The organism is Klebsiella sp. CN_Kp106 (assembly GCF_040064575.1).
Lineage (GTDB): Bacteria > Pseudomonadota > Gammaproteobacteria > Enterobacterales > Enterobacteriaceae > Klebsiella > Klebsiella michiganensis.
Genome location: NZ_JBEAIG010000050.1, coordinates 88,261 through 101,064 on the forward strand (window position 1 = coordinate 88,261; position 12,804 = coordinate 101,064).

The 12,804-nt window shown below is 58.3% G+C and carries 8 protein-coding genes; 2 read left to right on the forward strand and 6 right to left on the reverse strand.

The window, feature by feature from the left end:
- Positions 1-150 precede the first annotated feature (150 nt).
- The 5 genes from narI to ABLU96_RS16175 all read right to left on the reverse strand — a co-directional run bounded on the left by narI (position 151) and on the right by ABLU96_RS16175 (position 8,595).
- Positions 151-828, reverse strand: coding sequence for a respiratory nitrate reductase subunit gamma (gene narI, locus ABLU96_RS16155; protein WP_014229742.1), 678 nt, complete (start codon positions 826-828; stop codon positions 151-153).
- Positions 828-1,538 (reverse strand): nitrate reductase molybdenum cofactor assembly chaperone, encoded by a 711-nt coding sequence (gene narJ, locus ABLU96_RS16160; RefSeq protein ID WP_014229743.1) that lies wholly within the window; start codon positions 1,536-1,538, stop codon positions 828-830. Before narJ ends, narI begins: the two co-directional genes overlap by 1 nt.
- Complete coding sequence (narH, locus tag ABLU96_RS16165; protein ID WP_014838755.1) at positions 1,535-3,070, reverse strand: nitrate reductase subunit beta; 1,536 nt, start codon at positions 3,068-3,070, stop codon at positions 1,535-1,537. The genes narJ and narH overlap by 4 nt, the downstream gene beginning before the upstream one ends.
- The gene (locus tag ABLU96_RS16170; RefSeq protein ID WP_014229745.1) at positions 3,067-6,810 is read right to left on the reverse strand and encodes a nitrate reductase subunit alpha; all 3,744 of its coding nucleotides are present in this window, start codon (positions 6,808-6,810) and stop codon (positions 3,067-3,069) included. The genes narH and ABLU96_RS16170 overlap by 4 nt, the downstream gene beginning before the upstream one ends.
- Positions 6,811-7,206: 396 nt before the next feature.
- The gene (locus ABLU96_RS16175; RefSeq protein ID WP_004851854.1) at positions 7,207-8,595 is read right to left on the reverse strand and encodes a NarK family nitrate/nitrite MFS transporter; all 1,389 of its coding nucleotides are present in this window, start codon (positions 8,593-8,595) and stop codon (positions 7,207-7,209) included.
- Between the two features lie 311 nt (positions 8,596-8,906).
- Between ABLU96_RS16175 and narX the strand changes: the two genes are divergently transcribed.
- Together narX and narL are read left to right on the forward strand one after the other, a co-directional pair.
- Complete coding sequence (gene narX / locus ABLU96_RS16180) at positions 8,907-10,685, forward strand: nitrate/nitrite two-component system sensor histidine kinase NarX (RefSeq protein WP_014229747.1); 1,779 nt, start codon at positions 8,907-8,909, stop codon at positions 10,683-10,685.
- Between the two features lie 10 nt (positions 10,686-10,695).
- On the forward strand, positions 10,696-11,346 hold the full coding sequence (gene narL, locus ABLU96_RS16185; RefSeq protein WP_004103129.1) for a two-component system response regulator NarL: 651 nt from the start codon (positions 10,696-10,698) through the stop codon (positions 11,344-11,346).
- Here the strand turns inward: narL and ABLU96_RS16190 are convergent.
- The gene (locus ABLU96_RS16190; protein ID WP_064405798.1) at positions 11,343-12,722 is read right to left on the reverse strand and encodes a YchO/YchP family invasin; all 1,380 of its coding nucleotides are present in this window, start codon (positions 12,720-12,722) and stop codon (positions 11,343-11,345) included. The two genes, narL and ABLU96_RS16190, sit on opposite strands and share 4 nt — an antisense overlap.
- Positions 12,723-12,804: the final 82 nt, after the last annotated feature.

A 12,804-nucleotide genomic window follows, 5' to 3' on the forward strand; every position in this document is an offset into this window, starting at 1 on the left:
CAGCAAAATCAAATTATCAAAACCGTCTTAGTTAGCTCTTTTATTTCTCCAGAACTGATTCTGTATTTCTGCCATATGTGCCCCGCCGGGAGCAGACCGCACAAATGAAAAACCCTGCCGCAGCAGGGTTTAGCTTTACTCGAAATAGAATTAGCGACGGGCGCGAACAATCTGGTATTTGCGCGTCAGGTACTCCACCGGCGCGCTCCAGATATGCACCAGACGGGAGAACGGGAACAGCACAAACAGCGTCATGCCCAGCACCAGGTGCACGCGGAAAATAAACGCCACGCCGTCCAGGTGCGAAGATGCTCCGCCGTGGAAGGTCACCACCGACTGCGCCCAGCCGACCAGCTTCATCATTTCGCTACCGTCCATATGCTGAGCGGAGAACGGAATAGTCAGCAGGCCCAGGGCGCACTGCACCATCAGCAGGGAGAGGATCAGAATATCCGCTCCGGTGGTGGTGGCGCGCACGCGCGGGCTCAGCAGACGACGTTTCAGCAGCAGCAGACCGCCCACCAGCGTCATCACGCCGCAGGCGCCGCCCGCAATCATCGCCATCTTCTGCTTCACGTCGACCGGCAGGAAGGATTCGTACATCCAGTGCGGCGTCAGCATACCGAGAAAGTGACCGGCAAAGATCCCCAGAATCCCGATATGAAACAGGTTCGAAGCCAGATTCATCCCTTTACGGTCCAGCATCTGGCTGGAGGCCGCACGCCAGGTATACTGCCCGTAGTCATAACGCAGCCAGCTTCCCACCAGGAACACCGTACCGGCGATATACGGATAGATGTCAAAGAAGAACATATTCAGGAAGTGCATTATTGCTGTCCTCCGTTAGAGATATTCAAATATTGCGGGGCAACGGCTCCGGCAAAACGACGCTGGTGAGCGGAGATCTCCGACTCGCCGCAGCCCTGATCGGCAAAGAATTTCACCTGTTCTTCTTCCCAGACGGCGTCCAGCGCCTGCGGCGTATCGTCGCGGGCTTCATCGGCGATTTTTTCCGCCACTTTCTGGCTATCGACCTGCGCGTTAGCCAGCTTGAGCAGCAGCTCAAACAGCGCCGCGTAGCCGCTCTCGCGCTGCTGCAGGCGAGCGCTGAGCAGGCCGAGAATCGGCGCGACGTCCTGCAATCCGCCGAGCGCTTCCGCTTCCGGCAGCTGCGCCAGATACTCCAGGTACAGCGGGAGATGATCCGGCAATTCGCGGCTATCCAGCTGCAGACCGTGGCGCTCATACTGCGCCATCAGGTCAACCATCGCCTGGCCGCGATCGCGGGATTCGCCGTGCACGTGCTCAAACAGCAGCAGCGAGGTCGCGCGGCCGCGATCGAACAGTTCGCTGTAGCGAGACTGCGCGTCCAGCACATCCTGAGCGGTCAGGTCACGCAGGAAAACGCTCAGCTTATGGGCATCCTCCGGCGCGAGCTTTTCCGAAGCGGCGATAGCGTCAAACAGCTCCTGCTGATGCTGCCATAAGGCAGCATCAGGGTACTCGAGAAGGCGCGACACAATGACGAGTTCAATCATGGGTGCGGCTCCGTTTTGCTGGTGACGTCGATAGCATCGATACGGCGGCTGTTAAACAGATTGAACTGGCTGTCAGAACCGTGGCAGCCGTCGCCGAAGGTAAAGCCGCAACCGTTTTTCTCCGGGAAGGCGTCGCGGGCCTGCTCGCGGTGGCTGCTCGGCACCACGAAACGGTCTTCGTAGTTAGCGATAGCCAGATAGCGATACATCTCCTGCGCCTGGGCTTCAGTGAGGCCTACCTCTTCCAGCGCCCGGGTATCCAGTACGCCGTCGACGGTTTCCGCGCGTTTGAAGTGGCGCATCGCCAGCATGCGTTTCAGCGCCAGCAGCACCGGCTGGGTATCGCCCGCGGTCAGCAGGTTGGCCAGATACTGAACCGGGATACGCAGGCTTTCCACGTCCGGCAGAATACCGTTGCTGCCCAGTTCCCCCGCGTCGGCGGCCGACTGAATCGGCGACAGAGGCGGCACATACCAGACCATCGGCAGGGTGCGATATTCCGGATGCAGCGGCAGCGCCAGCTTCCAGTCCATCGCCATTTTGTACACCGGCGACTGCTGGGCTGCGTCGATAACGCCCTGCGGCACGCCGTCTTTCAGCGCTTGCTCAATCACTTTCGGGTCGTTCGGGTTGAGGAACACGTCCAGCTGACGCTGATACAGGTCTTTCTCATTCTCCGTGCTGGCGGCATTTTCAATGGCGTCCGCGTCATACAGCAGCACGCCGAGGTAGCGAATACGCCCCACGCAGGTTTCCGAGCAAACGGTCGGCATCCCGGATTCGATACGCGGGTAGCAGAAGATGCACTTCTCCGATTTCCCGCTCTTCCAGTTGAAGTAGATTTTCTTGTACGGACAGCCGGTGATGCACATACGCCAGCCGCGGCACTTGTCCTGGTCGATCAGTACGATGCCGTCTTCTTCACGTTTGTAGATGGCGCCGCTCGGGCAGGTCGCCACGCACGCCGGGTTCAGGCAGTGCTCGCACAGACGCGGTAGATACATCATGAAGGTGTTTTCGAACTGGCCGTACATCGCCTTCTGCATGTTCTCAAAGTTCTGGTCTTTGGCGCGTTTCTCGAACTCGCCACCCAGAATTTCTTCCCAGTTTGGACCGCTGGTGATTTTATCCATCCGCTGGCCGGTGATCAGCGAGCGCGGGCGGGCGATCGGCTGGTGTTTGCTTTCCGGCGCGTTGTGCAGGTTCTGGTAGTCGTAGTCAAACGGCTCGTAGTAGTCGTCGATGCCCGGCAGATGCGGGTTAGCAAAGATTTTACCGAGCAGCATCGCGCGGTTGCCCATGCGCGGCTGTAGCTTGCCGTTGATCTTACGGATCCAGCCGCCCTTCCACTTCTCCTGATTCTCCCAGTCGTTCGGGAAACCGACGCCCGGTTTACTTTCAACGTTGTTGAACCACGCGTACTCCATACCCTCGCGGCTGGTCCAGACGTTTTTACAGGTGACCGAGCAGGTATGACAGCCGATGCACTTATCGAGATTCAGCACCATGCCGACTTGTGAACGAATTTTCATTTTACGCTCTCCTGTACCTGGTCGTTACCTTCGCCATCTAACCAGTTAATATTCTTCATCTTACGTACCACCACGAACTCATCGCGGTTAGACCCTACCGTGCCGTAGTAGTTAAAGCCGTAGGCCAGCTGGGCATAGCCGCCGATCATATGGGTCGGCTTCGGCGTAATACGGGTCACGGAGTTGTGGATCCCGCCGCGCTGCTCGGTGATCTCGGAACCCGGCAGGTTTACGATACGCTCCTGGGCGTGGTACATCATGGTCATCCCGGCCGGCACGCGCTGGCTGACCACCGCGCGGGCGGTCAGCGCGCCGTTGCTGTTGAACACCTCGATCCAGTCGTTATCCTCAATCCCCAGATCTTTGGCGTCCGCTTCGCTCATCCACACAATCGGCCCGCCGCGCGACAGCGTCAGCATCAGCAGGTTGTCGCTGTAGGTGGAGTGAATACCCCACTTCTGGTGCGGCGTCAGGAAGTTCAACGCCTTCTCCGGGTTGCCGTTGGATTTCGCCCCCATCACCGTTTTCACCGAACGGGTATCAATTGGCGGACGATAGACCAGCAGGCTTTCGCCGAAATCACGCATCCACTGGTGATCCTGATACAGCTGCTGGCGGCCGGAAAGCGTACGCCACGGGATCAGTTCGTGAACGTTGGTGTAGCCGGCGTTATAGGAAACGTGCTCATCTTCGAGTCCGGACCAGGTCGGGCTGGAGATAATTTTGCGCGGCTGGGCCTGAATATCGCGGAAGCGGATTTTTTCCTCTTCTTTATTCGTCGCCAGATGCGTATGGTCGCGACCGGTAAATTCGCTGAGCGCCGCCCAGGCTTTCACCGCCACGTGGCCGTTGGTCTCCGGCGCCAGGGTCAGGATCATCTCTGCCGCATCAATTGCGGTGTTAAGCATCGGCTGGCCTTTCGCCGGGCCGTCCGCTTTGGTGTAGTTGAGCTTGCGCAGCAAATCCATTTCGCTCTGGGTATTCCAGGCGATGCCTTTCCCGCCGTTGCCGATTTTCTCCATCAGCGGGCCGATAGAAGTGAAGCGTTCGTATGTCGCCGGATAATCGCGCTCGACGGTCAGAATATGCGGCGCGGTTTTCCCAGGAATCAGGTCACATTCGCCTTTTTTCCAGTCCTTAACGTCCAGCGGCTGCGCCAGTTCGGCGGCGGAGTCGTGCTGGATAGGCAGCGTCACCACGTCGGTCTCTTTGCCGAGGTGCCCCACGCAGACTTCAGAGAATTTCTTCGCGATATCTTTGTAGATATCCCAGTCGCTTTTCGATTCCCAGGCCGGGTCGACGGCGGCTGATAGCGGATGAATAAACGGATGCATATCCGAGGTATTCATGTCGTCTTTTTCATACCAGGTGGCGGTCGGCAGCACGATGTCGGAATAGAGGCAGGTGCTCGACAGACGGAAATCGAGTGTCACCACCAGATCCAGCTTGCCGTCGAGACCGTTGTCTTTCCACTCCACTTCTTCCGGCTTCACGCCGCCCTGCTTACCGAGATCTTTGCCCTGAATACCGTTTTCCGTACCCAGCAGGTACTTCAGCATGTACTCGTGGCCCTTACCGGAAGAGCCCAGCAGGTTAGAACGCCAGATAAACAGGTTGCGCGGATGGTTTTTACCGTTTTCCGGCTGCTCTGCGGCAAAGCGAATGGAACCCTCTTTCAGGGATTTGACGGTGTAATCGACCGGCGTCATGCCCGCTTTCTTCGCCTCTTCCGCGATGCGCAGCGGGTTGGTGCCCAGCTGCGGCGCCGACGGCAGCCAGCCCATACGTTCAGCGCGCACGTTGAAGTCAATCAGGTGGCCGCTGTAGCGGGATTTATCCGCTAACGGCGACAGCAGCTCCTGCGCGGTCACGGTTTCGTAGCGCCACTGGCTGGAGTGGTTATAGAAGTACGACGTGCTGTTCATATGACGCGCCGGACGCTGCCAGTCGAGAGCAAACGCCAGCGGCTGCCATCCGGTCTGCGGACGCAGTTTTTCCTGGCCGACATAGTGCGCCCAGCCGCCGCCGCTCTGACCGACGCAGCCGCAGAAGATCAGCATATTGATAAGACCGCGATAGTTCATATCGAGGTGGAACCAGTGGTTCAGACCGGCGCCGACGATAATCATCGAACGGCCGTGGGTCTTATCGGCGTTATCGGCAAACTCCCGCGCGGTACGGATAATGTGCGCCCGGGAAACGCCGGTGATTTTCTCCGCCCACGCCGGGGTATACGCTTTGACGTCATCGTAGCTGCTGGCGCAGTTTTCATCGCCAAGACCGCGATCCAGACCGTAGTTCGCCATGGTCAGGTCGTAGACGGTGGTGACCAGCACGCTAGAGCCATCGGCCTTCTGCAGGCGTTTGACCGGCAGTTTGTGCAGCAGCACGTTTTCCAGCTCGACTTTATTAAAGTGCTCGGTGCCTTCGCCGCCAAAATACGGGAAGCCGACGTTGGCGATATCGTCGTGGCCGCCCAGCAGGCTCAGGCGCAGCTCAACGTCTTCGCCGGTTTTGCCGTCGCGCTGTTCCAGGTTCCACTTGCCTTTGTCGCCCCAGCGGAAGCCGATAGAGCCGTTCGGTACGGTGATTTCGCCCTTCTCATCAAAAGCGACGGTTTTCCATTCCGGGTTCGTTTCCTGACCTAATGCATCCACCAGGTCAGCCGCGCGCAGCATGCGGCCCGCCGCGTAATAGCCGTCGCGCTCTTCAAGCATCACCAGCATCGGCATGTCGGTGTAGCGGCGCACGTAATCGGTGAAATACTGGCTCGGTTTGTCGAGATGGAACTCGCGCAGCATGACGTGGCCCATCGCCAGCGCCATCGCCGCATCGGTACCCTGCTTCGGCGCCAGCCACAGATCGCAGAGCTTGGCGATTTCGGCGTAGTCAGGGGTGATGGCAACGGTTTTGGTACCTTTGTAGCGCACTTCGGTAAAGAAGTGGGCATCCGGGGTACGGGTCTGCGGAACGTTGGAACCCCAGGCGATAATATAGCTGGAGTTATACCAGTCGGCGGATTCCGGCACGTCGGTCTGCTCGCCCCAGGTCTGCGGTGACGCAGGCGGCAGGTCGCAGTACCAGTCGTAGAAGCTCAGGCAGGTGCCGCCGATCAGCGACAGATAGCGCGCGCCGGAGGCATAGGAGACCATTGACATCGCCGGAATAGGCGAGAAGCCCGCCACGCGGTCCGGGCCGTAGGTTTTGACGGTGTAGACGTTAGAGGCGGCAATCAGCTCGTTCACTTCCTGCCAGGACGAACGCACGAAACCGCCGCGGCCGCGCGCCTGCTTAAAGCTTTTCGCTTTGTCGGCGTCTTCAATAATAGAGGCCCAGGCATCCACCGGATCGCTGTGCTGAACTTTCGCTTCACGCCACATTTTCATCAGGCGTTTGCGCATCAGCGGATACTTCAGGCGGTTGGCGCTGTAAAGATACCAGGAGTAGCTGGCACCGCGCGGGCAGCCGCGAGGCTCGTGGTTTGGCATATCCGGACGGGTGCGCGGATAGTCGGTCTGCTGGGTTTCCCAGGTAACCAGGCCATTTTTGACATAAATCTTCCAGCTGCACGAACCGGTGCAGTTGACACCGTGGGTGGAGCGCACAACTTTATCGTGCTGCCAACGTTGACGGTATCCATCCTCCCAGTCCCGGTTGGTTTTTAGAAGCTGGCCGTGCCCATCGGCAAAGGTTTCACCCTTCTGTTTGAAGTAGCGAAACCGGTCCAGGAATTTACTCATCGGGTCTCTCCTGTGTGGAGCCTGACGGCTCTCTGATAAATCGACATTGCTGGATTTGCAGCGAAGGTAACGCTATGAAAGAGGGAGAGAATTGATAACGATCAAGACGATATGGCTTATAAAAACGGGTTAACACAGTAATTACCACCAAAGTAGTATTTATTTCTATTTTTTATTTTATTGATTAACAAAGATATTTTTCATAAAAGCCTGCAGAAAATAAGGATTAGCGATCCGCCATGGTATTAAGGGGTAGATACCCCTGAAGTCATTTTTTCTGTGACTTCAGGGGGCTTTTAAAATTACCCAATACCATTAGTATGTTGTAACTAAAAAATAAACGCTAAAAAGGGCGCAAATACCGTTGCGCCCTTTGCAGAAACTCAGAAAGAAATATTATTTCTGCTTGCGTCCGTAGACTGCCCAGGTAATCACCACGCAGGCGATATAGAACACCAGGAAGACCTTCATAGCGCCGGCCGGTGAGCCGGTTAAATCCAGCGAAATACCAAACGCTTTTGGAATAAAGAAGCCGCCAATCGCGCCAATCGCCGAAATAAAGCCCAGCGCCGCCGCCGTATCGGTCGCCGCTTCACGCATGGCCTGCGCTTCGCTGCCGCCCTGCGCCTTAACGCGATCCATGGTCATTTTGCGGAAGATAACCGAGATCATCTGGAAGGTAGACGCGCTGCCCAGACCGGCGGTCAGGAACAGCACCATAAATACCGCGAAGAAGGCAATAAAGTTGCCGCCCTCGCCGTGGGTCGGCAGCGTCAGGAACAGCAGGCCGCAGAAGATAGCCATAACCACGAAGTTCACCAGCGTCACGCGAGTCCCGCCGAGGCGGTCGGAGATCGCCCCGCCGGTCGAGCGCGCCAGGGCGCCGATAAACGGCCCGAAGAACGCGTAATGCAGAATCTGCACATCCGGAAACTGGGTCTTCGACAGCATGGCGAAGCCCGCCGAGAAGCCGATAAACGAGCCGAAGGTGGCAAGATAGAGCAGCGCCATAATCCACAGATGGGCGCGCTTCAGTACCGGTAGCTGCTCGCTCAGCGACGCCTTCGACGCCGACAGATCGTTCATAAAGAACCACGCCGCCAGGGTGAAGATAATCAGGAACGGCACCCAGATCCACGCCGCGTTTTCCAGATACAGCATGGAGCCGTCCGGCTGCTCGCTGCCGGTACCGCCAAAGACGGCGAAGATCGACAGCGAAATCACCAGAGGGGCAACCAGCTGCATTACGCTGACGCCCATGTTCCCGAGGCCGCCGTTGATGCCCAGCGCGCCGCCCTGCTTCTGTTTCGGAAAGAAGAAGCTGATGTTAGCCATACTGGAAGCAAAGTTCGCCCCCGCAAAACCGCAGAGCAGAGAAATAATCACGAAAACGCTGAAGGGCGTAGAGGTATCCTGTACCGCGAAGCCTAACCAGACGCAGGGCACGATCATGATCCCGGTACTGAACGCGGTCCAGCGACGTCCGCCGAACAGCGGCACCATAAACGCGTAAGGCACGCGCAGCAGCGCGCCGGAGAGCGCCGGGAGCGCGGTCAGCATAAACAACTGGTCGGTGGTAAACTGAAAGCCGACTTTATTCAGGTTGACGGCAACGGCGCTGAACAACATCCAGACGCAGAATGCCAGCAAAAGACACGGGACGGAGATCCACAGATTGCGGCTGGCGACGCGATGACCGCGCTGCTGCCAGAATTCAGGATCTTCGGGACGCCAGTCGCTAATGACTGAACTGTTAGTCTTCTCCGGGATTGAAGAGTGACTCATAGACACCTCTAATAATTCATATTAACCCTGGCTACCTTATGGGTTACAGGCGGCGGTAAGTTGATATAAATCAAAGGAAAAGTTGGCGCTAATTTGGCTAAAAAAAACGCATCACCCGAAGTGAGTAGCTATTTCTGCGTAAAAAAGTGTGGTTTTTCACGCCAGTGCTGGCATTGCCCGAACGTCTGCCACCAGCCCATCACACCCTGACAATTAAGGGGTAATCCTTTGGGGGTATGGGTATACTCCAGGGGATGTCCGAGAATAAGCGCCACTCCCGGATGATTTGCCGGTCAGGAGCCTCATACCCCATGTTGAAACGTCTTTTTACGCCGCTAACGCTGGTTAATCAACTCGCGTTAATCGTTCTGTTAGCCACGGTCATCGGCGTCGCCGGAATGGCGATCTCTTCTCGCCTGGTGCACGGCGTTCAGGGCAGCGCGCATGCGATTAACAAAGCCGGCTCGCTGCGCATGCAGAGCTACCGCCTGCTGGCGGCAGTACCGCTGGGCGAGAGCGATCAAAAGCTGCTCGATGAAATGACGGCCACCGTTTTTAGCCCGGAACTGCAGTACGCCGCCCGCCATGACGATCAGCAGCGCCAGCTTCAGGCGTTACAGCACTACTGGCAGCTGGAGCTGGCGCCGGGAATGCGCAGGGCGCAAAATCAGGCCTCGGTCGCGACGGATGTCGCTGGCTTTGTCGATCGCATCGACCAACTGGTGACCGCTTTCGATCACACCACCGAGGAGCGGATTAAACACGTGGTCTGGATCCAGCGCATCATGGCCGTGGGGATGGCGCTGCTGCTGGTGTTTACCATCGTCTGGCTGCGCGCCCGCCTGCTACGCCCGTGGAAACAGCTGCTCGGCATGGCCCGAGCGGTGAGCCGACGCGATTTTACCCAGCGCGCGCAGATTAGCGGACGCAACGAGATGGCGACGCTCGGTATGGCGCTGAACAATATGTCTGAAGAGCTGGCGGAGAGCTATTCGGTGCTTGAACGCCGGGTGCAGGAAAAAACCGCCGGTCTGGAGCAGAAAAACGAGATCCTCGCCTTCCTGTGGCAGGCCAACCGCCGACTGCACTCGAACGCGCCGCTCTGCGAGCGCATTTCACCCGTTCTTAACGGGTTACAGGGGCTAACCCTGCTGCGCGATATTGAAGTTCGCGTTTACGATATGGAAGATGAAGACAACCATCAGGAGTTTTCCTGCCACTCCGATATTCAGTGCGACGACAGAGGCTGCTATCTGTGTCCGCGCGATCTGCCGCCGCTGCCGGATACCGGCACCACCTTAAAATGGCGGCTGTCGGATGCCCATAATCAGTACGGTATTTTGCTGGCCACCCTGCCCGCCGGGCGGCATCTGAGCCACGATCAGCAGCAGCTGGTGGATACGCTGGTTGAACAACTCACCGGCACCCTCGCCCTCGATCGCCATCAGGAGCGCCAGCAGCAGCTTATCGTGATGGAGGAGCGCGCCACTATCGCCCGCGAGCTCCACGACTCCATCGCCCAGTCGCTCTCCTGTATGAAAATGCAGGTTAGCTGCCTGCAGATGCAGGGCGACGATCTGCCGGAAGCGAGCCGCCAGCTGCTGGGGCAAATCCGTAATGAACTCAATACCTCCTGGGCCCAGCTGCGCGAACTGCTGACGACCTTCCGGCTACAGCTCACCGAACCGGGGCTGCGCCCGGCGCTGGAGGCCAGCTGCCGGGAATACAGCGCCCACTTCGGTTTTACGGTACGCCTGGATTATCAGCTGCCGCCGCGTTTTGTTCCATCGCATCAGGCCATTCATCTGCTGCAAATCGCCCGGGAAGCGCTCAGCAACGCGCTGAAACACGCCAATGCCACCGACGTCAGCGTTACCGTGGCGTTGCGGGACAATCAGGTCCGGCTGACGGTGGCCGATAACGGTCGCGGCGTGCCGGATCACGCGGAGCGCAGCAACCACTACGGCCTGATTATCATGCGCGATCGCGCGCAGAGCCTGCGCGGGGACTGTCAGGTTCGGCGTCGGGAAACCGGCGGTACCGAAGTGGTGGTCACCTTTATCCCTGAAAAATCGTTTTCAATCCAATAAGGAGAACTTCATGAGTCAACAGGAACGGGCAACCATCCTTCTCATCGACGATCACCCGATGCTGCGCACCGGCGTCAAACAGCTGATCAGCATGGCCCCGGACATCCAGGTTATCGGCGAAGCCAGCAACGGCGAGCAAGGGATTGCGATGGCGGAATCATTAGATCCCGATTTGATTCTGCTGGATCTCAATATGCCGGGCATGAACGGTCTGGAAACCCTCGACAAGCTGCGCGAAAAGTCGCTTTCCGGCCGCGTGGTGGTATTTAGCGTTTCCAATCATGAAGAAGATGTGGTGACCGCTCTGAAACGCGGCGCCGACGGCTATCTGCTGAAGGATATGGAACCGGAAGATCTGCTGAAGGCGCTGCAGCAGGCCGCGGCAGGCGAAATGGTGCTCAGCGAAGCGTTAACCCCGGTGCTGGCTGCCAGCCTGCGCGCTAATCGCGCCACCTCGGACCGCGACATCAGCCAGCTGACCCCGCGCGAGCGCGATATTCTCAAGCTGATTGCCCAGGGCCTGCCGAACAAAATGATCGCCCGCCGTCTGGACATCACCGAAAGTACCGTCAAAGTCCACGTCAAGCATATGCTCAAGAAAATGAAGCTGAAATCGCGCGTGGAAGCGGCGGTTTGGGTCCATCAGGAGCGCGTATTTTAGGGCAGATGCTGCCACGAAACGCCCTCGGCCGGTACCCGTACCAACGGCTCAGTCAGCGCCAGTGCGATCTCATTGGATGAGACGCGCTGACCCGTTTTATCCTCCACTACCAGCGAAAGATGCCAGCGGTTGCTCGCCCCGGCTTCGCTGCTCCAGCGCGGCATAATCACGGTCCAGCCGTCCGTACTGTTCGCCTCAATTGGCGATGTCAGGCTTAGCGCCTGGGTGTCCCCCTGCCAGCTCAGCGACTTAATGCCGTGCAGGCTGCGAATCTGCAGTTTCAGCTGCACCGTCTCCCCCGGCTGAAGATCCCAGGGCGGCGTCGCCAGATAAACCGACAGCGTTTTACGCTGGCGATATTCAACGACCGGCAGGTTATCCCGTTCCGGGCTGTCGTAGCGGCTGCCGCGAAGCGATCGGCTAACGGCGACTTCATCGGCCGCCAACTGCTGCTTCAGCGGGACGCCGAAGCGATAGTTCAGCTTCAGCCCAACATCATTTTGGCTGACGCCGCTCTCGCCCTGCTTATGCTTAGCCGTCACCGTGACCAGCGGAACGGGAGTGTAATTCAGCCCCACCGACACCGCGACCGGGTTATGGTAGCCGGTACCCGAATGGAACAGATCGACGCTATCGCCAAAATACTGCTCCACGCTGACGCTGGTATTAATGTGCTGATAAAACGGCAGCCGCGCCTGGGCGGTCACATCGTAGCCGCTCGCCATACGCTGCTGCTGGGTCAGGCTACTCCCCTGCTGCCAGCCGCCGAGCGGCTGGTAGTAGTTCGCCGACAGGCGCAGCGACTCGCCCCAGGCTTCGGCCCCGACGCTGCCGCGCGCCATCCGATCGTCCAGAGCTTTATCGTAGAAAGAGTTGTAGCCCAGCAGCCAGGAGCCCATCCGCCAGCGCTGGCCGAGACCAATATTGCCGACCAGACCCGTATCCCGCTGGGTGACCGAGTACTGATTCCAGGTAAGGTAGTCGCCGTTATCCTGCAGAGGGACAAACCAGCTCCCTTTGCTGCCGGTAAAATGGCCCTCTTTATCCACCAGCAGATCGACGTTGGCGTTGCCCCACGGCGAAAGCCAGTTCTCCAGCTGGTGGCTGACCTCATTCCCCAGTTTACCGATGGCAAATACTCGCGCCTGTTCGCTGGTTGTCAGCCCGTTATCGCTCATACTGGCTTCGCCAAATTTCTTCGCCATCTCGGCAAAGTGCTTTGCGTCGTCGTCGACCTGCGGCGCCAGACCGAGGTCGGGTAAGCTCTCAGGCGCGCCGGAGAACGCCTGATTGTCCTGCAGCGCGCGGGCGGGCGCGCCTGCCAGCAGCAGAAGAAGCGGTAAATACGGGGTTATGCGGAACGACAAGGAGCTCAAATCGGTTACGTCTACTCACGAAGTGGTGGCGGCAAAACCTAAGTTTATCGTTTTTTGCCCGCCCTCGCAGCCTCTGGCGCGA